Annotated in this window: 19 protein-coding genes and 4 pseudogenes; 14 read left to right on the top strand and 9 right to left on the bottom strand. The window is 51.7% G+C overall.

The annotated features are described in order from the left end of the window. The first annotated feature begins 35 nt into the window (after window positions 1–35). Window positions 36–1,421, top strand: a complete 1,386-nt coding sequence (locus K6L24_RS21925; RefSeq protein ID WP_222682354.1) for an NAD-dependent succinate-semialdehyde dehydrogenase — start codon at window positions 36–38, stop codon at window positions 1,419–1,421. A gap of 3 nt (window positions 1,422–1,424) precedes the next feature. Here K6L24_RS21925 and K6L24_RS21920 read toward each other — a convergent pair whose 3' ends face one another. The 3 genes from K6L24_RS21920 to K6L24_RS21910 all read right to left on the bottom strand — a co-directional run bounded on the left by K6L24_RS21920 (window position 1,425) and on the right by K6L24_RS21910 (window position 5,158). Further along, window positions 1,425–3,203, bottom strand: coding sequence for a sensor domain-containing diguanylate cyclase (locus K6L24_RS21920; protein WP_062748852.1), 1,779 nt, complete (start codon window positions 3,201–3,203; stop codon window positions 1,425–1,427). Between the two features lie 662 nt (window positions 3,204–3,865). After that, window positions 3,866–4,351, bottom strand: coding sequence for a hypothetical protein (locus K6L24_RS21915; RefSeq protein ID WP_222682353.1), 486 nt, complete (start codon window positions 4,349–4,351; stop codon window positions 3,866–3,868). A 6-nt stretch (window positions 4,352–4,357) separates the two neighbouring features. Next, entirely contained in the window at window positions 4,358–5,158 is an 801-nt protein-coding gene (locus tag K6L24_RS21910; RefSeq protein WP_062748856.1) for a winged helix-turn-helix domain-containing protein, read from the bottom strand. 453 nt (window positions 5,159–5,611) lie between these two features. Here K6L24_RS21910 and K6L24_RS21905 point away from each other — a divergent pair, with 453 nt between their 5' ends. From K6L24_RS21905 to maa, 10 genes and pseudogenes are all read left to right on the top strand, one after another. Then, entirely contained in the window at window positions 5,612–6,139 is a 528-nt protein-coding gene (locus tag K6L24_RS21905) for a fimbrial protein (protein ID WP_062748859.1), read from the top strand. An 86-nt stretch (window positions 6,140–6,225) separates the two neighbouring features. Beyond that, a complete protein-coding gene (locus tag K6L24_RS21900) occupies window positions 6,226–6,759 on the top strand; it encodes a fimbrial protein (protein WP_137269710.1) in 534 nt (177 codons plus the stop codon). 123 nt (window positions 6,760–6,882) lie between these two features. Next, a pseudogene (locus K6L24_RS21895) lies at window positions 6,883–9,416 on the top strand (outer membrane usher protein). Window positions 9,417–9,540: 124 nt separating this feature from the next. After that, entirely contained in the window at window positions 9,541–10,284 is a 744-nt protein-coding gene (locus K6L24_RS21890; RefSeq protein ID WP_162901036.1) for a fimbria/pilus periplasmic chaperone, read from the top strand. Between the two features lie 27 nt (window positions 10,285–10,311). Next, window positions 10,312–10,937 (top strand): annotated as a pseudogene (locus tag K6L24_RS21885) (fimbrial protein). 231 nt (window positions 10,938–11,168) lie between these two features. Further along, window positions 11,169–11,456 (top strand): fimbrial protein, encoded by a 288-nt coding sequence (locus K6L24_RS22360; RefSeq protein ID WP_245006751.1) that lies wholly within the window; start codon window positions 11,169–11,171, stop codon window positions 11,454–11,456. Further along, a complete protein-coding gene (locus K6L24_RS21875; RefSeq protein WP_062748868.1) occupies window positions 11,453–11,944 on the top strand; it encodes a fimbrial protein in 492 nt (163 codons plus the stop codon). Before K6L24_RS22360 ends, K6L24_RS21875 begins: the two co-directional genes overlap by 4 nt. Then, window positions 11,941–12,465: a fimbrial protein gene (locus tag K6L24_RS21870; protein ID WP_062748870.1), complete on the top strand. Its 525-nt coding sequence runs from the start codon at window positions 11,941–11,943 to the stop codon at window positions 12,463–12,465. Before K6L24_RS21875 ends, K6L24_RS21870 begins: the two co-directional genes overlap by 4 nt. A 1,817-nt stretch (window positions 12,466–14,282) precedes the next feature. Continuing rightward, the gene (locus K6L24_RS21865) at window positions 14,283–14,705 is read left to right on the top strand and encodes a VOC family protein (protein WP_062748777.1); all 423 of its coding nucleotides are present in this window, start codon (window positions 14,283–14,285) and stop codon (window positions 14,703–14,705) included. An 81-nt stretch (window positions 14,706–14,786) separates the two neighbouring features. Then, a complete protein-coding gene (gene maa / locus K6L24_RS21860; protein WP_162901038.1) occupies window positions 14,787–15,338 on the top strand; it encodes a maltose O-acetyltransferase in 552 nt (183 codons plus the stop codon). Between the two features lie 196 nt (window positions 15,339–15,534). On the opposite strand, the gene K6L24_RS21855 is transcribed toward maa, so the two are convergent. The 3 genes from K6L24_RS21855 to K6L24_RS21845 all read right to left on the bottom strand — a co-directional run bounded on the left by K6L24_RS21855 (window position 15,535) and on the right by K6L24_RS21845 (window position 18,189). After that, window positions 15,535–16,854: a methyl-accepting chemotaxis protein gene (locus K6L24_RS21855; RefSeq protein WP_118666199.1), complete on the bottom strand. Its 1,320-nt coding sequence runs from the start codon at window positions 16,852–16,854 to the stop codon at window positions 15,535–15,537. A 298-nt stretch (window positions 16,855–17,152) separates the two neighbouring features. After that, window positions 17,153–17,755 carry a hypothetical protein gene (locus tag K6L24_RS21850; protein ID WP_245006750.1) on the bottom strand — a complete coding sequence of 201 codons (603 nt, stop codon included), beginning with the start codon at window positions 17,753–17,755 and terminating at the stop codon, window positions 17,153–17,155. Between the two features lie 95 nt (window positions 17,756–17,850). Then, on the bottom strand, window positions 17,851–18,189 hold the full coding sequence (locus K6L24_RS21845; protein ID WP_062748771.1) for an ArsR/SmtB family transcription factor: 339 nt from the start codon (window positions 18,187–18,189) through the stop codon (window positions 17,851–17,853). A gap of 51 nt (window positions 18,190–18,240) precedes the next feature. Between K6L24_RS21845 and K6L24_RS21840 the strand changes: the two genes are divergently transcribed. Continuing rightward, entirely contained in the window at window positions 18,241–19,233 is a 993-nt protein-coding gene (locus K6L24_RS21840; RefSeq protein WP_244634719.1) for a threonine ammonia-lyase, read from the top strand. A gap of 156 nt (window positions 19,234–19,389) precedes the next feature. Here K6L24_RS21840 and K6L24_RS21835 read toward each other — a convergent pair. Both K6L24_RS21835 and K6L24_RS21830 read right to left on the bottom strand, forming a co-directional pair. Continuing rightward, window positions 19,390–20,570, bottom strand: a pseudogene (locus tag K6L24_RS21835) (zinc-dependent alcohol dehydrogenase). A gap of 205 nt (window positions 20,571–20,775) precedes the next feature. Beyond that, the gene (locus tag K6L24_RS21830) at window positions 20,776–21,840 is read right to left on the bottom strand and encodes a LacI family DNA-binding transcriptional regulator (RefSeq protein WP_062748767.1); all 1,065 of its coding nucleotides are present in this window, start codon (window positions 21,838–21,840) and stop codon (window positions 20,776–20,778) included. Window positions 21,841–22,179: 339 nt separating this feature from the next. On the opposite strand from K6L24_RS21830, the pseudogene K6L24_RS21825 reads away from it, so the two are divergent. Beyond that, window positions 22,180–23,444: pseudogene (locus K6L24_RS21825) on the top strand (oligosaccharide MFS transporter). Between the two features lie 184 nt (window positions 23,445–23,628). Then, entirely contained in the window at window positions 23,629–23,766 is a 138-nt protein-coding gene (locus tag K6L24_RS21820; RefSeq protein WP_161975969.1) for a DUF2256 domain-containing protein, read from the top strand. Between the two features lie 41 nt (window positions 23,767–23,807). Here K6L24_RS21820 and K6L24_RS21815 read toward each other — a convergent pair whose 3' ends face one another. After that, entirely contained in the window at window positions 23,808–24,731 is a 924-nt protein-coding gene (locus K6L24_RS21815; RefSeq protein WP_244634718.1) for a GNAT family N-acetyltransferase, read from the bottom strand. Window positions 24,732–24,825: the final 94 nt, after the last annotated feature.

Genomic DNA, 24,825 nt, shown 5'->3' with positions numbered 1-24,825 from the left:
GATGGACCCATTGTGAATCACTTAAGGGAGCCATCATGACTCATATTTCTTCAGCGGTAGCCATTTCACGTAACCCCACCACAGGTGAGGTCGTTGCCCGCTATCCTTTCGCCAGCGGAACAGAGTTGGATGAGGCGCTGGCCTTAACCTACACGGCCTTCCGGACATGGCGGCACAGCGCCATCACTGATCGTGTCAGGTTGCTGCAGAACATCGCCGGTGGCTTGCGTCAGCAGGCGCAGCCCCTGGCGGAGATGATGACCCGCGAGATGGGAAAACCCGTGGATCAGGGGCTGGCGGAAGTCGAGAAAAGCGCCAGATTGTGCGAATGGTACGGCGAGCACGGCCCGGCTTTCCTCGAGCGTGAACCGACGCGGGTGGAGGGCGATAAGGCCTTTGTCGATTACCTGCCGCTGGGGCCGGTGCTGTCGGTGATGCCGTGGAATTTTCCGGTGTGGCAGGTGCTGCGCGGTGCCGTTCCCATCATACTGGCGGGGAACAGCTATCTGCTGAAGCCTGCGCCGAACGTGATGGGCTGCGCGCTGTTATTGCAGCAGATCCTGACGGCGGCGGGCGTGCCTGAGGGCCTGTTTGCGGTGGTTAATGCTGATAATGACGGTGTGGCGCAGGCGATTAATGATAAACGTATTGCGGCTGTAACCGTGACCGGCAGCGTGCGTGCCGGTGGAGCCATTGCTGCCCTGGCCGGTGCCGCCATTAAGAAATGCGTGCTGGAGTTGGGCGGTTCGGATGCCTTTATCGTCCTGGCCGATGCGGATATTGATGCCGCCGTGAAGGGGGCGATCGCCGGACGGTTTATGAATAACGGTCAGCTCTGCATTTCTGCCAAACGTATCATTGTGGAGGCCGCCGTCTTTGAACAGTTCAGCGAGAAATTTGTCAGCGCGGTGAAAGCGATGAAAATCGGCGATCCACGCGAACCGGGGACCTGGATTGGTCCGATGGCCCGCTACGATCTGCGTGACGAACTGGACGCGCAGGTGCAGGCCACCCTGAAAGAGGGGGCCACGCTGCTGGTGGGCGGCCATGCTCTGCCGGGTGAGGGTAATTACTATGCGCCTACGGTGCTGAGCGACGTTAAGCCCGGTATGACCAGCTTCGACCAGGAGCTGTTCGGCCCGGTGGCCTCACTGATTGTGGCGGACGATGCCGCTCACGCGGTGGCAATGGCCAATGACTCCGAGTTTGGCCTCGGCGGCAGCCTGTGGAGCCGCGATCTGGACAGGGCGCAGCGTCTGGCGTCACAGATTGAAACTGGCGGCGTGTTTATCAACTCCCCAAGTTTCTCCGATCCGCGCGTGCCGATTGGTGGCGTGAAAAAAAGTGGCTTTGGCCGCGAACTGTCACACTTCGGCCTGCGCGAGTTCACCAATGCGCAGACGGTATGGGTGGAGTCCTGACCCTCAGGCCAGGGGATAGTGTGAACGGAGCCAGCGCTCCACACTTTCCGGAATAAGTGGTCGTGAATAATAAAAACCCTGGATTTCATCACAGCCCAGACGCTGTAGTGAGGCCAGGGTTTTTTGATCTTCCACCCCTTCGGCCAGCACCACGTAATGCAGTTCTTTCAGCATGGTGATGATATGGCGGGCGATCACTTCGCTGGCCGGGTCGTGGGAGAGCGGCTGGATCAGTGAGCGGTCAAGCTTGATCACATCCACCGGAATGCGGCACAGGGTATTAATATTGCTGTAACCGGAGCCAAAATCATCCAGCGCAATGCGGAATCCACGCAGCTTCAGTTTACTCAGTCCGCGCCGGGCATCGGCATTTTCCAGTACCTGCTCGTTCTCCAGACACTCTATGCACAGATCGTCCGGTTTTAGTCCGGCACTGCGTATTCTGGCTTCCAGCTTATCGGCAAAATCCACACGCGAAAAATCACTGACGCACATATTGACTGAGACCGGCAGATTCAGTCCCTTGCTGCGCCACAGGCTGAGCTGCGCGATGGTATGGTCAATCACCCATTCCGTCAGTTCCTCCATCAGGCTGGTTTGTGCCGCCAGCGGGATAAATTCATCGGGGGGAATGTTACCGTACACGGGATGATCCCAGCGCAGCAGTGTTTCCAGCCCGACCGGCTTGCCCAGGCGCAGAGACATCTGCGGCTGATAAACCAGATACAGGCCCGGTGCGCCGCGAACCGCCGCGGCCAGGTCGTGCAGCAGCCGGAAATGCTGACTTCTGCGGCCATCGCTGTCGGCATTATAAGCCATATAACTCTGCTTCAGGCTGATGGCTTCGTGCAGCGCGCTGACCGCACGGCGCAGTACCTCAGGCACCTCCAAGTCGGTGGGTACAAAGTTCACCTCACCAACATGCGGTTTCGCATCAATGGTAATGTTGTCGAACAGATGGGCGCGTATCTCTCCCAGTTGCTGACTCAGTTCGCGCCCGCCCGCCCGTTGCTGGCTGTTGCTCAGGAGGGCAAAGCGACCGACCGCAACGGTATACAGAACGTCATCACTCTGCAGCCTGAGGCGGGTGCGCAGAATAGCGGTCAGCTCCCTCAGCAGTGTTTCCACGGCGTTCATACCAACCGATCGGGCAATCTCATAGGCGCGCGGCATATCAATGCAGTCGATCAGCGTCAGATGATGAGGTTCGTTGTTGCCGGCCTGCTGCAGCAGTTCAATATCTTTCATCAGGCGCTGACGGTTTGGCAGACGGGTTACCACATCCTGATAGCCGGCAATATACCAGGCATCCAGATAACCAATGACCAGGCTGGCCAGCAGCTCCAGCAGGCGGATCTGTTCTGCAGAAAACGCCTGCGGCTTAATATCGGTGACGCACAGGGTGCCGATGGTGATGCCGTCGCGGTTGCGCAACGGGGCCCCCACGTAAAAGCGGATAAAGGGTTCACCCAGGGTCAGCGGATGCTGGCTGAAACGGCTATCAAGATGGGTGTCGTGGCACACCAGCACTTTGCCCAGCGCCAGCGTATGACGGCAAAAAGCATGCTGCAGCGACGTTTGTTTCAGGTCAAAATTACAGGATGCTTTAATAAACTGGTTCTCATCATCAAGAACCGAGACAAAGCTGCCGGGAATGCCCAGCAGTTCGCTGGCCAGCAGGGTAAATTTTTGAAGAATGTCATCGCGATCCGCATCATCGGCCTTGAGCATCTCAAGCGCCGCCAGGCGTTTTGCTTCGTCGCTACAGAAAGTCCCGCTCATATTCAGTTTCACATTCCAGATTCAACGGCCGTAAAGCGGGGCCAGGCTAGGATCGGTATCGGCCGCGCACGGCCAAACTTTAGATAAACAACCTTGCAACATCCAGCAGAACAATTCACTAATACGTGTGTAATTTAACTTTCTCATCACGGAACGCCTGAGCGCACTTATCGTATAGGAGGTAAACCAACACTTCATGTTTATGGAGAGTGAGTAGTTGAGGTGCCAGCTGATGATTGTTTATCTTTATGACAGGCAGGGGACTTTTGTGGTTAAGAATAATATTCCATGCCAGACGAAAAAGTAGTTAAGATGAAAATTAAACCTTATATGCAAGGATTGTAATCATTGATCAGGGATATCATGGTATTTGTTGAGAATGGTGATCTCGGTAGGCGTTTTTTATTTGCGTTCAATATCAGTGTGAGGGATGCATTTCGTCTGTTCTGCTGAAGCCGGAGGTCAGTGGATGGCTGAACGCGCCTTCTTCTGTTTGATATGATTCTGGCACCGCACTCTGATACATAAAATCCGGTCTTAAGCAGAGTAAATATCCCGACTGATATTATTTGATTGATTAAAAATAAATCAAAATAATTGCATTTATTTACATTTGCTTTTTTTTGCCAGGCTGTTGTTTTTTCTTTAGCGGGTTTTTATTGCTAATCACCGTATCGGTTACAAACAAAATAGGGGTTGGATAATCCTTTAAAAATAAATGTGTTTGTTTTAGGTTCCTTTATTTCAACATAAAATTCGACACCGTTTCTTTCTGGTGTAATGTAACGCTGCCAGAATTCCTCAGGGACGTTATCTATGGGGTGAATGGTTTGTTTTACTATAGTCACCCTCTTCATAAAGCTTAATTTAGACTCATTCACTTTAAGTGACAAGTTTCTGGATATTTTATAATCAAGATTCGTTCCTTTAAGTGTCCCTATTAACTTAATTGCGCCTTTTTCAGGCGTGGCAAAAACGATGTCTATATGCAGGTTGAGGTATAATTCTTCTTGACCCTCGATAGCGATCCTGGATTTCACTTGAGTATCACAACGAAAGTTCCCCCTGTTTAGATAGCTATGGAATGTCAGGATTATTAAAGTGATAATCACAATGGAAAATGACATTATAAAAATTGTTCTTTTCATGAAGTATCACTTAATTATTTTATAGTTGATGCAATTATTATAGCTGTCATCGTCACTTTTAACACAAACTGCCATAAAGAAAACCCTAAGGAATTCATTGTCAGGACGAGTCTCCGCATAGTAAACATCAGTCTCCTCCTGGGAGCAATCTATACCTTCAGCAATTATCATTTTCCTTGCTTTTAGGGCCAACCCGGAAGATGGAAGACTACCATCAACATTATAAATGTTGCATTTGTTCTGTATGGCGCTGGATGGTCTTGCCTCCTTCTTGAAAAAGTTAGCTAGTGTCAGGCCTGCAACGGTAACGACAGCTATCAAACCGATTATCAAAAGTGCGTTTTTTCCCCTGATTTTCTTTCCGTTATCTGTTGACGATTCTACAGTACTGGCGTCTATCACCATGGCTGCATCTTCTTTTAACAGGGGAGTATTTTCTGTCTGCACGACCGGATTGTTAACGTTAGATGCTGTTAAAACAATAGGATAGATTTCCGCTTGCAGCCTGAACCCAAGACGCGGCAGGGTGATGATAATGTCCTTGTTGGCCCCTAAACTCTCGAAGGCTTTTCTTAATTCACTAATGTGATTATTCAGAGTGGCATTAGAGGGCGAAAACCCGTAATCCTCCCATACACGCTTGATCAACTGGTCGCGGGATAAATCAATGTTGCTGTTGTTAACCAGTTCATTTAACAGGCGAGTTGCGGGCTTCGATAAACCCAATGATAACTGACTGTCGTTTTTCAGTACCAACTCTCTGCCTTTGGGATCGAAAATTATTGTTAAATTTATAATGTATTTCATGGGTGTCTCACTTGTCCCTTAGCTCGAATTTTTTGTTTACTGCACAATAAGAATAGTCTTGTTTTTTTTGGTGCCCGGAATTTAGAGGTTTTAGACGCTCCTCGTCAACCTTAAAGTTAGTAATTATTTTTAAGCAAAAAACTTATAAAAATTATCGCTATATAACTTGTTGATGCTTTAGAAAAACCTGGGTTTTAATGCTCTGCATTTGCCATGATTTTTGTTAATTTGGTTTTAAATGCTAATTTTGAGCGATTAATTGGATTATTTATCTTTTTTTTATTTTTTTGTGTAGCATTTATTCAGTCGCCGAAGCCCTGTTCATGGAGTTAGGCAGTGGGTACGTTGCAAATAGGTGACGACCCGCTATGCCTCTCAGGGTGTGATATCGCATTAAACTGCCGCGACGAAAAGAAAATAGGATAAACTTTTTTATTAAGGACGAAGCAAAAAATGAAATTGAATAAAATTATGATGGCAGCAGTATTAGCGTTCGGTACCATTTCTGGCGCACAGGCTGCCGATCAGGGCCACGGTAAAGTAACATTTACTGGTTCTATTATCGATGCTCCTTGTTCAATTGATCCAAATTCTGTGGACCAGACGGTAGATCTTGGTGCAGTTTCTAACGTTTCGCTGCTTAAAGGTGGTAATTCCGAGCCTAAACCTTTTGACATCCACCTGGAAAAATGCAGCCTGGAAACGGCCAAGTTGGTAACAACGACCTTTGATGGTGCCCCAGGTAAAGATGGCTTGCTGGGTATGACCGGCGACGCTAAAGGTGCCAGTATTGCTATTACCGACGGCAGCAACAATGTGATAAAGCTGGGCCAGCCAACGACTGAAAATACTATTAGTGCCGGCTCTACTGAAACCACACTTTCCTTCAGTGCTTATCTGAAAGGTGACGGTGGCGAGGCTGAGACTATCATTCCTGGTAAATTCCAGAGCGTGGCCAATTTCATTCTGAACTACAAATAATCCGTCCCAATGACATAATTAATTATGCATGCGGGTGTATCCCGCATGCATTCTTTTGAGTATTGTCTACGGAAGGTTTGTCAGCAATGAAACATCTAATGATTCCTTATTCGACGCTTTGCCTGTTGATACTTTTACCTTTGCCAACTAGCCAGGCGGTGGCGAGTTGGGGGCGGGTCAACATGCAAGGCGCTGTTATAGAAACAGCCTGCGCTATTGATACAGACAGCCGCGATCAAACTATTGATATTTCCGTGATGCCATTAACCAAAATAATACGTGACGGACAAGGGCTGACTCTTCCATTTACTATTCGGTTAGTTAACTGTGTTTTGAACAGAGTTGACGATAATTTAACACAATGGCAACGTTTTCAGGTGACATTTGATGGCCGGGTGGATAATGGATTATTCGGTGTCGATGGGCAAGCTGAAGGTATAGCCCTGCAACTTACTGACCGTCACGGCAATATAATCATGCCTGGGAATCCAACACCTTTGCCTGATGTTGTCGTGAGCGATAGAGAGCTTAATTACTTTCTGCGATTGGTCAGTAATCAACAGACATTACGGAGTGGGGAATATACCTCAACGATCAGATTTAAAATGGATTATTACTGATCGGTTCTTGCTGGTTCGGAGTTTAAGAGCAGAGACCGATTAAATCGGTGTGTCTGCTATTTTTCCGGTGCATGGGTTTTTCATTGATAGTGCTGGCATAAGAATAAAAAGGGACTTATTAGCATGATAATGCCTAAATGGAATTTATTACCCTTTCGCCCCCGTGCTTTGGGTTTTTATATTGCCTGTGCACTGGGGTTCTTCGTGTGGGATGCCAGTGCGGAAGAGGTGCAGTTTAATACCGATGTGCTTGATTTAAAAGATCGAGAGAATATTGATTTGGGACAGTTCTCTCGCGGCGGCTATATCATGCCGGGCAGTTACATGATGCTGGTACGAATTAACAGGCAGGAGTTGCCTGAGCAATCCGTAATTTTTTATCCCGCAGAGAGCGATGCCAAAGACAGTGCAGCCTGTATCAGCCCTGCAATGGTCGAACAGTTCGGCTTAAAGCCGGATATGAAAGAAAAACTGACCTGGTGGCATCAGGGTGAGTGCCTGACTCTGGATAGTCTGCAGGGAATGTCGGCGCGTGCCGATCTGGGCAGCGCCAGCCTCACCGTAAACCTGCCGCAGGCTTATCTGGAATATGCGGCAGACAACTGGGATCCGCCTTCACGCTGGGATGAGGGTGTGCCGGGCCTGCTGCTGGATTATTACGTGAATGCACAGACCCAGCGCCAGCAGCAACGTGGCCAGCAGAGCTACAACGTCAGTGGCAACGGCACGGTTGGCGCCAATCTGAGTTCCTGGCGGCTGCGTGCGGACTGGCAAACTCGCCTGGATCATCAAAACGGCAGCGCTGAAGGGACGCGTCAGAACTGGGACTGGAGCCGCTTTTACGCTTACCGGGCTATTTCCCGTCTGGGGGCGAAGCTGTCGGTCGGAGAGGATTACCTGTATTCCGACATCTTTGATAGCTTCCGCTTCACCGGTGCCAGCCTGGTCAGTGATGACAGCATGCTGCCGCCGAACCTGCGTGGCTACGCGCCAGAGGTGACCGGGGTGGCGCGCACTAATGCCAAGGTAGTGATCAGCCAGCAGGGGCGTGTGCTGTATGAGACTCAGGTCGCCTCGGGCCCGTTTCGCATACAGGACATCAATGACGCTGTCTCCGGGCAACTGGATGTGCGGATCGAAGAGCAGGACGGTAGCGTACAAGAATTCCGCATCGATACCGCCAGCATTCCGTACCTTACACGGCCGGGGACCGTGCGTTACAAAATCGCGAGTGGTCGACCTTCTGACTGGAAGCACAACATTAACGGAGCCCTGTTTGCCACCGGGGAGTTTTCCTGGGGGGTTAGCAACGGGTGGTCGCTGTACGGTGGCGCCTTGGCGGGCGGGGATTATAACGCGCTGGCGGTGGGTGTGGGGCGTGACCTGATGATGTTCGGCGCACTGTCGTTTGACGTGACCCAGTCGCGTGTCAGCTTGCCACAGTGGGAGGATAGCACCTTGACCGGCGGCTCTTACCGGTTGAGCTATTCGAAAAACTTCGACGAGTATGACAGTCAGGTGACTTTTGCCGGTTACCGCTTCTCTGAACGTGACTACATGTCGATGAGCGAGTACCTGGATGCGCTGACCTATGGCACCCGCAACCAGAGCAGCAAAGAGATGTACACCATCAGTTTCAGCCAGCACTTCCGCGATCTCGGATTAAGCGCCTACCTGAACTATAACCACCAGACTTACTGGAACAGTGCTGCCAACGATCGCTATACCCTGACATTGTCGCGCAATTTCGACATCGGTCAGTACAGAAACCTGAGCCTGTCGTTGACGGGGTACCGCAATAAGTATAACGGCACCAACGATGACGGCATGTACCTCTCGCTGTCGGTACCTTTGGGTGGCAGCAAATCGTTCAGCTACAGCAGTAGCTATGATCGCAGCGACAACACTCATCAGGTGGGTTATTACGACCGACTTGAAAATGGTGACAGTTATCATCTGACCAGCGGTATCACCCGCAGCGGCGGTACGGCGAGCGGTTATTACACCCATCAGGGCGATATGGCGCAGGTGAACGCCAACGCCAGTTACCAGGAAGGGCGTTACTCATCGGCGGGGTTATCGTTACAGGGGGGGCAACGGCCACCCTTCAAGGCGCCGCGCTGCACAGAGCTGGGATGATTGGCGGCACGCGCATACTGCTGGATACCGACGGCGTAGCGGATATTCCGATCGGCGGTTATGGTGCCGTGACACGTACCAACGGCTTCGGTAAAGCGGTAATCACCGACGTGAACAGTTACTACCGCAACAAGGTCAGCATCGATCTGAATAAACTGCCTGAAAACGCTGAGGCGACGCGCTCCGTGGTGCAGGCGACCTTGACCGAAGGTGCCATTGGCTACCGCAGGTTTGAGGTGATAGCCGGTGAGAAAGCGATGGCGGTGCTCCGCCTGGCTGATGGTTCTACGCCACCGTTTGGTGCCACAGTGCAAAACCACAAAAAGCAGGACGTGGGTATCGTTAACGACGGCGGCAGCGTTTACCTGAGCGGGATTAATCCGGGAGAAGCAATGACCGTACACTGGAACGGGCAGGCGCGATGTGCGCTTAAGCTGCCGGCGCAAATACCGCACTCCGATACCACAGACCTCCTGTTGCCATGTCGGCTACTGCCGGTAACTGCAGAGGCAGAGTGAGTGATGTATACGACAGTAAGAGAGTTTTTAGCCACTGTGGCAGGGTGAAATAGCTTCATCTTTCTCCCGCCAATTTTTACTGAATTTAAAGAAATCAGATAGCGAGTAATTAACGATGAACTCTATGAATAAACCTTTCTTATCCCTAACGGGCGGTCTGCTGATAAGTGTGTTGTGCATGCAGCAGGCTCAGGCGGCGATTGCGCTGGATCGCACTCGCGTAGTGTTTAACGGTGCTGACAAATCGGTCAGCCTGAGTATCAGCAACGAGAACAAACAACTGCCCTATCTGGCTCAGGGCTGGGTGGAAGATGCGCAGGGCAATAAAATTACCACGCCGCTGACGGTGTTGCCGCCTTTGCAGCGCCTGGAGCCAGGTGCAAAAAGCCAGATCAAGGTGCAGGCCTTACCTGCCGCTAACCTTTTGGCCCAGGATCGCGAGACGCTGTTTTATTTCAACCTGCGCGAGATCCCGCCAAAGAGCGAAAAGCCCAACACGCTGCAACTGGCGTTGCAAACGCGCATCAAGCTGTTTTACCGGCCCAAAGCGCTGAGCAATACCGAAGGTGCGGCTCCGTGGCAGGAACAGCTGACGCTGACCAGGCAGGGTGACAAGTATCAGGTCAATAACCCGACGCCATATTACGTGACGATTGTCGAGGCCAGCAGCAAGCAAGGCGGAGCTGGCGCTAAGGGGTTTGAACCGCTGATGGTGCCGCCACAAGATAAAGCGATGTTGAATCTTGGCGTATCCATTTTGGGTAATGCGCCGGTGTTGACTTACGTTAACGACTACGGCGGCCGCCCGCGGTTGCAGTTCAGTTGTGGTGGGACCGACTGCAAGGCCAGGCCGGTCAAACAAAGCTGATGACTGGTGTAACACAGGGAGCGGAACATGCAACAACGAAGACAAGGGAAGGGTGGCTGGTCTTGCCCTGCACAGCAGGCTGCAGCGGTGTTGATGGTATTAGGCAGCATGATGGCACTGCTACCGGAAGCCCGCGCTGCGGATAACGGGAATGTTGAGGGTGCCAATGGCGTGTTGCGTGTGCACGGTGCGCTGACCGAGAGCGCTTGCCGGTTGGAAATGGCCTCGGCTTACCAGGATGTGTGGCTGGGGAAACCGGTACTGGGCGCATGGCGAAAATTGGCGCACAGGGCACGCCGGTAACCGTCAGGCTGCGTCTGCGGGACTGCCTGCGCAGCCCGGCGAACAACCGTGATGACCGTAACGCAAATCTGTTGTGGAGCCTCCAACAGCCTGCCGTGTCTGTCAGTTTTGTTGCCCCGGCGGATGCGAACAACCCGGAGCTAATAAGCGTGCGTGGGGCCTCCGGGGTGGCGTTACGTATGCAAGACTCGCTCGGCCGGGATATTCGCCTGGGTAGCCGTGGGGCACCTTTGCTGCTGGCCGCAGGCCAAGACTCGCTGGACTACGTTGTGACACCGGAACGCACGCGTGCACCGCTACAGGCGGGTGCGTATTCGGCCCATGTAGACTTCAGGCTTAACTATGACTAAGGCGGGTGCCATGGACACGGGAATGTTATGCGGTCGGAGACCGGCGCTGTATGCACTAGGCCTGGCAATGGCCTGTTGGGGCACGGGATCCCAGGCGATGGAGAATTCCTCCACGGTAACGGTCAACGTGACGGTGGTGGCAACGCCGTGCGAGATCAACCACAACGATCTGATCGAAGTGAAGTTCGGTAACGGCGTGATGACGACCCGCGTAGGGGGGATTATAAAAAGATGCCGATCGTCTACTCGGTGCAGTGCCCGGGCGGTACGTCAAATGCGGTGAGGATGTTGATAGACGGCAATGGCGCGGCGTTTGATGGTGACGTCCTGGGCACGGCAAAAACCGACCTTGGCATTGCCTTGCTTAATAACGGTAACCGTATGCCGATCAACACCTGGCTGAATTTTACCTATCCGGATTGGCCAAAGCTTGAGGCGGTGCCGGTTAAACGCCCAGGCGCCAGCCTGACCGGTGGGCCATTTTCTGCCGGTGCCACGATGAAGGTGGAATATCGATGAAGCGCTATTCACGTGCTCTCGTGCTGCTGATTGGCAGCATGCTGAGCCCGGCAGGGCTGGCTGCGGAAAATATGTGGCTCTACGGTACCCTGGTTGAGCCGCCCGCCTGCACCATCAGCAGCAATGGCAGCGAGGTCGATGTCGATTTTGGTGACCGGGTGGGGGTGAAAAAAGTGGATGGAGTGCAATACCTGCGGCCAATGAATTACCGGATCAGCTGCGATCCTGACGCCAATGCTTTCGCGATGACGCTGGAAATCGTCGGCACCCCGGCGGATTACGACCGGGCGGCGGTAGTCGTGACCGGCGTTAACGATCTGGCTATCCAGATTAAGCAAAACGGCGTGCCCTTTGAGCTGAATAAACCGATCCCCATCAGCCTGACCAACCCACCGCAGCTTGAGGCCGTGCCGGTAAAGCGGCCGGGGGCAACGTTAACCGAGGGGCCGTTTGAAGCCACCGCGACCTTAAAGGCGGTCTATCAATGAAAGTACTGATTTATACGGTACCGATCGCCTTGCTGATGGCAGTTAGCGGCGCGGTGCAGGCCGACAATGTCCGCCTGCATGGTGCACTGGTGGCGGAACCCTGTGTGATCGCGCCGGGTGATGAGAGTGTGAAGTTGGAATTTGGCACGGTGATCGACAAATACCTGTACGCCAACCAACGCACTCGTGGCCAGGCGTTTGCTATCCGGTTGACGGAGTGCGATCTCAGCCTGGGCAAAACGGTAAAGGTGACCTTTAGCGGCACGGAAAACCCGAGCCTTAAGGGGCTGCTGGCGATTGACGGCGGCAGCCAGGCTTCCGGTATTGCCATCGGTATGGAAACTCCGGCGGGGCAGAAATTGCCGCTCAATAAAATCGGGCCAGGCTACCGGCTGGACGGGGGCAGCAACACGCTGACGGTACAGGCCTATGTGCAGGGTGAACCGGAGGCGATTGCCAAACGCAGCATTGAACACGGACCGTTCAGCGCCATTGCCACCTTTAGTCTGGAATATGAATAAGACTGAAAGCGACGGGTTAAATGCTTATTTTTGTTGCTTGCCCGTACGCGTTGGCAACTGCGGCACAGTGTAAAGCGTATGCATGAATTTTTTAATCTGAGTGGTTTTGCAACGCACCCGGATAAAACCCAATTGGGAAGGAATGAACATGGATTTGACTGGCTGGGCCTGTGGTTCACCCCCACGGGGACCTCCATCGCGCCACGCGCGTTAGAAAATCATCGTGCACAACGCATGCGGCTTTACGAGCAAGCCCGAAGGCGGGGCTATCACAGACAGCCATCGACGAACGGGTGCAGGCGTATGAGGCACGGTGGAACATATGGGCGAAAGGGATGCTGCGGCGCTAATTCGCTTCTCTGGAAAAACAACCAATACCCGAGGGCGTCTATGCGCATCGTTAACTCTATCGCACTAATTCTATTGTTCCAACTTACTGCCATCCCTTCCCACGCATTCTCCTATTCGCCACAGGTCGATCTCTCACGACCGATTGATGAATGGCCTCCCCTCAAGCTCTCCAATTTTCAATTCACGCGGTACAGTGCGTGGCAACCCTATCCGGACACAATGCGTATACAGGTTGTAATTTCAACTACCCGGCCGTCGGCCATCAATTCGGGAGTTGAAGCCGCATACCGTACCCTGGATTTTCCCTGCAGTCGGAGTATCGACAGGCGCGAATATACATGCGGAGGTGTGTTTGTCAGCCAGGTCTACGCCTCTGGCGAAGTCGAAACGCCCACCGAGTCCGCGATATTCAATGCGGCAAAAGTTAATATCGAACGAGCACCGATCCGACTGGAATTGTATTACAACGGACCGGAGATTGCTGCGGGCCGCTGCGATCTGTTTGTATCCCTAGAAATCACAGGAAATGGCGGGGGGCGCTGGGGATATCGCGATTCGAGTTGCTCCAACACCACACCTCCTCAGACCGTTCATTGCAGTGTAACCGGGCCTTCAGTGCTGACTCATCCTGACCAAAAAACAACCGGTATATCGAGTAAAGTGCATGACATCTGGACCGTGAGTTGCTCTGGCACGTCGACGGTTACTCTATCGACAACGAGTGATGTGAAACTACGCTCCGGGTCGGACAAAATCGATTCCGGATTATATATAGAGGCAGAGGGAGTAACGACGTTGGACTTAACCGCCGGTAACTACCCTCACCCAGTGGCGATCCTGTCCAAACTCAAATCCTCCACAGCTCAACCCGGGAGCTACCAGGGGTCGGGCATTATAACCGTCTCATGGCCTTAACCAGATTGGGTCTTACAGGAAGTTTGACCTTCGACTGGATTATGAACCCAGGTCCGGCCGAACCGAGTGAATATATCTAATCTCCAGGGGGCAAGTGCGTAGTCTCTTATGGCTCTTCATCGCGCCATGCACGTAAGAGAATCACCGTGCACGGCGCATGCGGCTTTACCAACAATCCCGGAGGCGGAGTCGACCCCATGCCTGACCGGCCTATTTTAAGGATGAGTTCACAGGCACCACATCCTGCATGGCTATAAGCAAAGAAGGGATTGAAGGACGGTGGCAAAGAGAGGAAGGCAAGGTACCCGTGAGCACAGCCCACAGCCGGGTACCTGATCTGATATGCAATTTAACATAATTAACGTTGTGCGTACCTATAAGGGCCGCACATATCATAATGCAGTAATGATATTAACCCCCTGTTTACATTAATATAAGGGGGTCAGTAGAACGAAAACAGGCGCTTTCATATTTGCTTGCATAGCCTCATGCTACGTGGTTAGCATGCCGTCTTTATAATTTTATACCTTTGAAATCAACAGGAGCATGTCATGCTGAAAATGAATGCGCTGATTCCTGAATTGATCGTCTCTGATCTGCAACAGAGTTTGCAGTTTTATCACGATATTCTGGGGTTCAAAATTGAGTATGACAGGCCAGAAGACAAGTTCGCATTTCTTTCCTATTATGGTAGTCAACTGATGCTTGAGGAAGACTATCCGGATGAGTCGCCCTGGCGGGTAGGTCCTCTGGAGCGTCCCTTTGGCAGAGGGTTGAACCTGTCAATTGTGTGTCCTGACTGCGCGCTACTCGCGGCGGCAATTGAAGATGCCGGTCACCCTTTGCATAAACCTGTCGAGGAACGCTGGTATCGCGACCATAATCGTTTGCATGGTCAGCTTAATTTCTTGATCCTTGATCCAGATGGCTATTTATTGCGGTTTAACCAAAGCTTAGGTTGCAAAGCCGCATGATACAGAGCTGAGATGGTCATAATTGCACGTAGTAACACCGGGAACTAATGGATTTTATTAAAAGGATAGCATCAGATGACGATGAGTGAAGAAAAGCGGAAAATGATCGCTGGCGACCTTTATGATGCCGGAGATGCGTTATTGCGTAGCGAACGGAAACAAGCAAGAAATCTGCTACACCTTTACAATCATTCATCGCCAGATGAGACAGATCTGCGTCAGAAATTATTAACTGAGCTGTTAGGCGGCCTTAGTAAGGCCTATGTGGAGCCAACTTTCCGCTGCGATTATGGATATAATATTTATCTGGGCAAGAATTTCTATGCCAATTTTGACTGTGTGATCCTGGATGTTTGTGAAGTGCGTATTGGGGATAACTGCATGCTTGCGCCCGGCGTACATATCTATACAGCCACTCATCCTCTCGACGCCGGGGCACGCATCGGTGGCGCAGAGTACGGTAAGCCGGTTACGATTGGTCATAATGTATGGATCGGCGGCCGTGCAATCATTAACCCGGGAGTGACGCTGGGCGATAATGTTGTTGTTGCATCAGGCGCAGTGGTGACGAAAAACGTGCCGCCAAACTGTGTTGTTGCAGGGAATCCAGCCAGAGTGATTAAAGAACTGTAGATATCTGATGGCACTGAGAACTGTCATAAGAGGCATCGAGAGGATCCACCGGGTCACAGACGGTATCACAGGGTAGCGTATATACGCTGTGATACGTCATATGTTGGGCCAGAGACAACGTGTGAGTGGCTCGTTACCTGCTGAGAAGCCGAACGATTGTGCTTCGGCTGCGGTATGCACTGAATCGGCCCCAATATTAAGCGTCAACCGAGCGGGCAACTTCCCTGACGGCATTTTCCATACGTTCAGAATTCTGCTGGATGCTGGTAATCACCTCACCGGCCTCACGCATCAGGGTGACACCCTGACCGGTATTTTCAAGACTGACTTCTATGCCCCTGAGAACCTCTCTGGCCAGCTGATGGTTACCGGAGACAATCCGTTCAATTTCTTCTGTCGCGCCGCTGACGCTGGCTGCAAGGGTACGCACCTCGGAGGCAACAACGGCGAAGCTCCTGCCTGATGCCCCTGCCCTTGCGGCCTCTATCGCCGCATTAAGAGCAATGAGGCGAGTCTGCATGGCAAAGCCTCTGATGGTTTCCACCATACCGTCAATGCTGACCGACTGACTATTAAGACGTGATATGTCGGCGGAGACAACGTTCATGTTTTCCGCAATCCTGTTAATGACCCGGATACTGTTATCAATCACCGCTGCGCCAGCCTGAGCGCTTCCCCGCGTCTCTACGGCCATATTCCAGGCATGGACGGCCGCATCCTGCTCACTCTTATTACGTATGACCTGTTCCGTCACGTCGGAAGCGAATTTGACGATTTTATAGAGCTGGCCATTACTGTTAAAAACCGGGTTATAGGTCGCGCGGAGCCACAGGGGGTCACCCTTCCGGTTGAGGCGTGGAAACTGACCGGAAAAATACTCTCCCTGATTGAGCCTCTCCCAGAACTGCCGGTACGCTTCGCTTGCGCTGAGTTTGTCTGAACAAAACATCCTGTGATGCTGCCCGAGCACGTGTTCCCGCGTATAGCCGGTAGCTTTCAGAAAGTTATCGTTAGCATCGAGTACCACGCCGCCTGGGCTGAATGAAATGATCGCCATTGACCGGCTGATCGCATTAATCACAGATTGCTGCTCCAACGCAGACTGCATTCTCTCTGAAATATCCGCAGCTATTTTGATGATTTTGAATACTCTGCCCCGCCGGTCGGTTACCGGGATATAGCTTGCTTCAAGCCAGACGGGACGTCCTCCCCTGGCCAGGCGAAGGTATTTATCACTGAAACGTTCGCCAGCAGCGAGACGCTGCCAGAAGTTCCTGTATTCCGGTGTATTAACCAGCGAAGGAGGACAAAACATACTGTGATGACGACCCAGTATTTCCTCCGCACGATAGCCCATTGCTTCCAGAAACAGAGGGCTGGCCTTCTGGATGATGCCGGCAGGGCTGAACTCAATGACAGGCATGGATTGAGTCAGTGCTTTCAATGAAGCAGAGGAATGCTGGCCGCGATGGCGGTTCAGTAAGGCAAAGAGATATTTCAGTAACGATGGGCGCATCAGCAATTCCAGTTAACCAGGGGACTGTCCTGATTATCGGCAGCCAGGTCGTACGCATCACGTATCACTGCGATAGTTTCGGCTGATTATAATGTGCAATCGTTAACGGTGTAATAACCCGGAAACATTTACCCTGATCCGCCAGGATTACCGCGAATATGTGAATCTTACAATCTGATGTTCCTGATACCAAAATCACGGCTGGGCGTGATGCAGGAGATGCCCGGTGTTCAGAGGGTAAGTGAGCACATCAGCAGGCTCTCCGGAAGGATAAGTATGCCCGAAAATGCCATGCCCATTAATTCCAGTAAGTCAGATAGGTAAGTGTGAAAGCCGAACAGAAAGCATAGGGGCTTAAAAGCAAAACATCCGAATAATGAATTTCAAATATCTTGGTTACAGGCCACGCCAGTACAACCAGCCACATGAAGATTGTAGAGCACACTATAAATAAGCTACCTTTTACAGTGGCATCAGGATAAAAACGCGCTGAAATCATCAATAATGGTACACCCATTATTAAAGAACCCATTATGGTCCCAATAATACTCATCATGACGATGAAAAAGTAAGTAAAAATAAGACCCAATACGGATGTGCTATTATCTCCCCAAGAAAGATACATTAAAAATACTAATGAACCAACGATACTACTAAAAAGTGCTGATATTGTGGCTTTTATAACCAAACTGTCGTCAATGATTTTTTTCATAATGTTCTCTACGTCTGTGTGTCTGTATTTCGTACGACATATCTGATTGAATTTTTTATAGATATCATAACCTTCGATGTCTGATAATACTGCCAGGGTATAGGCTGCATCCAGTGAGCGTACAAAATAAGTTTCTCTTCCAAAAGTATAACCCTGGTAGCAATAAATTTTTCCTGACCTGTCATTCATCTCCAGAGGTGAAAGTATTGAGTCTTTGCTGGCTGTGAACCGATAATATCTGGCGATATTATGCAGAGAATGAAGGCTGGCCCAGACATCGTTCGCTATAAGCGGCGAGTCGCCAGCTTCCCATATTCCGACAGCATTGCCGTTGCTTCATCCATCCTTTGGCGATCAAGTTTATAGAATACCCAGTTTTTGATACGTTTCGAGGTCACAATTCCGGCTTTAGCGAGATTTTGTAGATGGCCTGTCACGGTGGGCTGACTTAATCCAATTTTTTCAGTGATAAACCCGACACATACGCCATCTTTAACCAGATCGCCGTCCTGCTGCTCAGGAAAATGTGACCTTGGATCGGCCAGCCATTCGACAATCACGAGCCGGTGCTCATTACCGAGGGCGCGAAAGATATCGGCCATGGATGTCTTTGAGTTGTTCATATAGCCAATTACCTATATAGTTAATGTCTTATATAACTTCACGGGCATACTATGACAAACCACACTCTAAGGCCAATGGGCAGTGTCACGTTGAAAGATATTTACGCAGCTTCCCGGCTAATTAAGACAACAGTATGCAGAACTCCGCTGGTGCCTTCGTTCGCGCTGTCTGCCCTTGTCGGGACGGAGGTCAGGCTCAAGATGGAAAATCTCCAACATACCGGTAGCTTTAAGCTGAGAGGCGCCGCAAACGTTCTTGCCTGTCTCAGCGCAGACCAGCAACGTGCCGGCGTCATCGCCCCGACGGCGGGGAACCATGGCTTAGGACTTGCTTGTGCGGGACAGGTAGCAGGCATACCCGTGTCCATATTCTTGCCGCTGTCAGCAGACCCCATTAAGGTCTCGGCGATGAAAAATTATGGTGCTCAGGTTACGTTTTTTGAAAATATTGAAGATGCGAGACAGGCTGCCATTATCGCAGCGCAACAGTCAGGCGCACTATTCGTCTCCGCCTACAATAATGAAAAGATGATTGCCGGGGGCGGCACTGTCGGTCTGGAAATTATGGAAGACTGGGCAGACGCTGACGTTATTCTGGTTAACATTGGCGGCGGCGGCCTGGCCTCCGGTATTGCAACGGCCATCAAAGCCATAAACCCTGCAGCTGAAATATGGGCAATACAAAGTGAAGCGAGCCCGACATTTGCGCGTTGGAAAGATGCTAGCGAAACGATCCCTGTGGAAATTACGTCGTCAATCGCCGAAGGTATCAGTGGCTATATAGAACCTGAAACGATGACCTGGCCACTTATACGCGACCGCGTCGATCGTGTCCTTCTCGTTTCGGAAGCCGAAATTAAAGCAGCGATGCTGTTAATGCTCAATCTACATAGCCATGTTGTCGAGCCTTCAGGAGTACCCGCCGTTGCGGCGGTCCTTCGTTATGCAAAAGAACTGAGCGGGCGGAAAGTTGTCTGTGTGGTTAGCGGTAAAAACATATCTGGCTCCCGCTATCTCACATTAGTTAATGAGGCTTCACTCTGAAGAATCATTCCTTTTGTCTCTACGATTTTACAGACCTTTTGCCAGCGGCAATCGTCTTCAGCACCGCTGGTATTTCTGCAAAATGGCACATAGTATTATTCTGTTTTGAAAAGTAAAAGGTAAGGGGCGGGGGCGGTCTCTCGCCCCCGGGGGACGTTAGCGCGCGGCCATCCCCGGCACCAGGATCACCTTCCGGCACTCCTCCTCGCGTTTTTCAAAAATTTCGTATCCTTTCGCGGCATCTTCCAGCGGCATATGGTGGGTGACAATCTCTTCAGGCTTCAGGTGGCCCTTTTCGATAAGGGAGAGCAGGTCCGGCAGCCAGGCGTGAACATGGGTCTGCCCCATCTTAAACGTCAGGCCCTTATCAAACGCATCACCAAACATAAAGCTGTGGATGAAGCCAGCGTAAACGCCGGGGACGCTGACCACCCCACCGCGCCGCACGGCAGCAATACACTGCCGCAGCGCCTTGCCGCTGCTTCCCTCAATTTTCAGCGTGGTCAGCACGGTTTCGGTCAGGCTGCCTTTGGCTTCAAAGCCCACGGCATCAATGACGGCGTCCACACCGCGGTGGCCCGCCGTGTTTTCAATAATCAGTGCGGCAGGATCGTCATTTTCATCAAAGTTAATCGGGATAACGCCATAGCGTTCACGGGCAAAGGCCAGCCGGTAATCATTATGATCGACCATAAAGATCTGTTCCGCCCCTTCGTGCCGGGCGCAGGCGGCACTGAGTAACCCTACCGGGCCGGCACCGTAAATGGCAACGCTGGAACCCCGGGTGATGTCGGCATTCTTCACCGCCTGCCATGCGGTAGGTAAGATATCCGACAGGAAGAGGACTTTTTCATCCGGCAGCGTTGAGGGAACCCGGAAGGGGCCGGTATTGGCTTTGGGGACCCGAACATATTCAGCCTGTCCGCCGGGAATGCCCCGTAGAGATCGCTGTAGCCGAACAGGGCTGCCGGAGGCGTGATGCCTTTTCGGTTCAGGATGGCGCCTCTCCCGCTGTTAGTATTCTCGCAGGCGGCATACTTATGCAGATGGCAGAAAAAACAGTCGCCACAGGCGATCACAAACGGGATCACCACGCGATCGCCTTTGGCCACCGCGCTGACCTCTTTGCCGGCTTCCACCACCTCACCCATAAACTCATGGCCAAATATGTCGCCGTGATGCGTGCCGGGTATTTTCCCCCGGTACAGATGCAGGTCTGAACCGCAGATTGCCGTTGCCGTGACGCGAAGAATGATGTCATCCGCTGCCTGCAGAACCGGGTCCGGGGCGTTGTCGACGCTGACCTTATGCGGTCCGTGATAGGTTAATGCTCTCATGTGCTGCTCCTCCAGGAAGGGGGGAAAAGGACGTGACGTTAAAAAGCATAGAACAAACCCGATGAGTTAAGCCAAAGTGGCAGCGTAAAATCTCAAAAAACCGGCTCCCACCCTGCCCGTTTATGCCCAGGCAGGTTCACTGATAGGAAAAGGTAATGCTCGCTAAGGCCTTTGCCGTACCGGGCGTCAGATCCCCGGTGGGCTGCTAAAGCTGCTGAACCAGCGCTTTAAGCTGCCGGATCAGCGGATCCTCCGCCCCTGTAACCGCCGGTTGGGCGGTGGACTCCCTGATCATCAGGGTGGTGGGAAGCAGGTCGGTAAAGACGGTCTGCGGGGAATTCATCCTGTTTAACAGATGAGTAACGGCGCGTTGACCGATAAGGTCAAAGTCCTGCCTGACCGTGGTCAGGGCCGGATGGAAATACTGACTGTCGGGCGTATCGTCATAGCCGATAACGGACACATCCTGGGGGACACGCCGGTTGAGATGCCGCAGCGCGCTGATGACCCCTAAGGCCATCTGATCGCTGGCCACCAGCATCGCGGTGATGTCAGGATGGCGGCTGAATAATTCGATGGTTTTTACCCAGCCGCTGCTGGCGCTCCAGTCGCCGTATTCGACGTCCCGCTCCAGGACGCCGGCCTTGCACAGCGCGTCGCGCCAGCAGGCCAGGCGAAGCCGCGCGGAAATGGAACTCTCCGGCCCGGCCAGCAGGCCGAATTTTTCATGACCCAGACTGAGCAGAAGATTGACGCTGCTGGCTGTTCCGTCGTTGTGCAGAAAGCCGAGATGACAGACCCCGGCAGCGGGAGGCACGTCGAGGAACAGCAGCTGCATGTGGGGATTATCCTGTGCCAGCGTTTCCGCCTCGGTTTTTTCCAGTGGCAGGCTCATCACTACGCTGTTGATCTTCTGCGCGCTGAACTCACTGAGCGCGGTCTGCAGTACATTCAGCTGCCCGTCTTTCAGCATCGAGATGGCCACCTGATACCCCACCTTCTCCGCATGGTGTTTAAAGGATGACGCTATCTGCGACGGGGCATGCAGGGCCAGAGAGGTGGTGAGCAAGCCAAACGTGGGCAGGGTCTTGCCTGCCAGGATCTGCGCCGAGCGGTTAGGGACATAATTCAGCGTATTCATGGCGCTGAGCACTTTGTTGCACGTCCGCTCGGAGACAATGTCAGGGTTATTCAGCACCCGTGACACCGTCTGCTGGGAGACGCCTGCCGCTTTGGCGACATCCTCCAGTGTTGCCTGCCGTTTATTCATTATTTTTCCTGGTCATAAACACTTCTTGTCGGAAAATGTATTAAATGGAGAATAAATGTCATGCGCACGACATTACAGGAAATAATCAGCTATTAGCGTGATTTGGCTCAAAAATACCGGTCAAAAGCATTGCTCATACGGACTGATATCGTTTTTACTCCAGTTTAAATGTATGGCGCTATACATTCTGAGCAGGCAGGACCGGAACACGGAAGAAGGTGGTGTCCCGGCTACCCGGCATCCCCCCGGGGGGCAGAAAAGGCAGTGGCGCTATTCAACATCAGGAAGCGTGGACGGGGCGTTTCATCCCCATGAGAGAATAATAATCCAGGTGACACTATGAAAATGACGCAGCTTTCTACGCAGGAACGGCATAACTTCATCTATTTTATGCTGTTTTTCTTCTTTTACTATTTCATCATGTCGGCCTATTTTCCCTTCTTCCCAATATGGCTTTCGGACGTTAATCACCTCACCAAGTCTGAAACCGGTCTGGTATTTTCCTTTATCGCCTTATTTGCCATCGTTTTCCAGGTGGCTTTCGGTTTGATCTCTGACAAGCTGGGCCTGCGCAAGCATCTGCTCTGGGCCATTGTCGTGCTGTTGATTTTATTCGCCCCGTTCTTTATCTACGTTCTCGCCCCTTGCTGCAGTACAATATTTATGCCGGTGCGCTGGCGGGTGGGCTGTACCTTGGGTTTGTTTTCTCCGGCGGCGCGGGGGCAGTAGAAGCCTATATCGAGCGTGTCAGTCGTACCAACCGCTTTGAATATGGCAAAGTCAGGGTGTCGGGCTGCGTGGGCTGGGCCATTTGCGCCTCCATCACCGGGCTGCTGTTCAGCATCAACCCCAATATTACTTTCTGGATAGCCTCCGGTTTCGGGGTGGTGCTGGCGGTGTTGCTGGTGGTCTCCCGTCCGCAGCCGAACCAGACGGCTCAGGTGTTGAATAAGCTGGGGGCGAACCAGCGCGAGTTCTCGCTGGCGATGGCGCTGGAACTGTTAAAAATGCCGCGCTTTTGGGCTTTCCTGTTATATGTTATCGGCGTTGCCAGTATCTACGACGTGTTCGATCAGCAGTTTGCCAACTTCTTTAAAGGATTCTTTTCTTCGCCCCAGCGGGGCACCGAGATCTTTGGATTCGTCACTACCGGCGGGGAATTACTCAACGCCTGCATCATGTTCTGCGCACCGTTTATTATTAACCGCATTGGGGCAAAAAACGCCCTGCTTGTGGCCGGAGCCATCATGTCAGTCAGGATTATCGGGTCGTCATTTGCCAGCAGCGGTGTTGAGGTGATCCTGCTGAAAATGCTGCATATGTTTGAGCTGCCTTTCCTGCTGGTCGGCACCTTTAAATACATCTCTTCGGTCTTCGATCCGCGCGTATCGGCCACCCTGTTCCTGATCGGATTTAACCTGTCTAAACAGCTTTCTGGCGTGGTGCTATCCGCGTGGGTAGGAAGAATGTATGACACTGTAGGCTTCCATCAGGCTTACCTGATTCTGGGTCTGATCACCACCACCTTTACCGTGATCTCCTATTTTACCCTGACCGGTCGCGGCCTGCGTCCGCTGGCAAAGGCGGATACAGCCACGCTGTAAGCCGAAGCCGGCATAGCGTCGTACCCGCCAGCCGATCTGGCGGGTACGACGCTGTCCTCCTGCTGCTGGGTATAAGGGGAACAGTCGCGCCAGCCTGCAGCGCGAATGTTATCCGTTATACTCTCCTTTTCGGGACTCCGGGCGCTAAAAGGCCGGGGGATAAACGTCAGAGAGGAGGATCGGGGTGAAAAAAAGCGCGCTTCCGACAAAAATTTGCACGGTGTGTGGACGTCCTTTTAGCTGGCGAAAAAAGTGGGAGACATGCTGGGACGAGGTGCGTAAATGCTCAGAACGCTGCAGGCGTAAGAAAGACTTACGCTGAATAATCACCCCCTCCTTTCAACTGTCGGGGGCGGCGCGGAGTCAGATGACCACTTTTCCGGTCTTATAAGGGGTGGCCCAGCGTAATTTATAATTCCATTCTGCATCTAATGCGCCAAGCGAAAACCGCATCTTTTTGTGGGTGTTTTCGCAGAGCTGCCTGGCCGCCTGTATGTTTTTCCACATCAGCAGGCTCCCCGGGCTCAGCGATGAGAAACGAGGGTCAATGCCGCCATTGGGAACGTCAAAATAGATCTGCTGATCACTTGCCGCGTGCAGAACCAGATCCATCGCACAGGGAATGTCTCTGACAAACAGGATGCTGCCAAAGAAAAGATGTCGCAGTGAGCTAATTGTATTTGTCAGCACATCGACATTAAAACATTTTACTGTTCCCCGAAATCTCGCGTTAAACAGATGTACATATAAATGAGCAAGTTCTTCAGCAGAAAAATCAGACTGGTCGCAGATCACTCCCCCGGCTTTAATAAAACGGTTGAATTCATTTCTGCGATTTTTCTCGCTCTTGGCCGAAAGTTTTTGCTCAACAATGCAGATGGCATTTTTCCGTGCGAATGAATAATTAACGTTGAGCAGAACTTTATTATGTACGGGTGATAATCGGTTTGTTTTATCCGGAAAAAGTAATTTTGCTTCCGCAGACAGGGGGAGCAGGATTTCGTCATAGGAGAAAGGGTATTTTTCCCATATATTTACTCCAACATGTTGATCTTCAACCACCGGATAACCCCCGGTAATCACGCCATTTTTCTCGCGATGAAAGTAACGGATGCGCAGGTTTTCATGATCACCGATGAAGTCGAGGACATCCGGGTTGACATTCAAACTCCCGCCAAATAACTGATAAGTGTGCCGGTAGGTTTTAGCATCAGACTTTTCCCATCCATAAAGTAATCTTTTTAACTTTCTCATCATATAATAAATTGCTGTTAACCAGACTTTCATACTAAGCAGGCTTTATCAAGATATGTTCAAGATGAATCAGAAAATTATCTTTCTCTGATTTTTCTTTACCGATAATATATTGACTGAATCTTGA

It is taken from the genome of Erwinia persicina, from assembly GCF_019844095.1.
Taxonomy (GTDB): Bacteria; Pseudomonadota; Gammaproteobacteria; order Enterobacterales; family Enterobacteriaceae; genus Erwinia; species Erwinia persicina.
The sequence above is the reverse complement of the archived record's forward strand: the minus strand, read 5'-3'. Positions and strand labels throughout refer to the sequence as shown.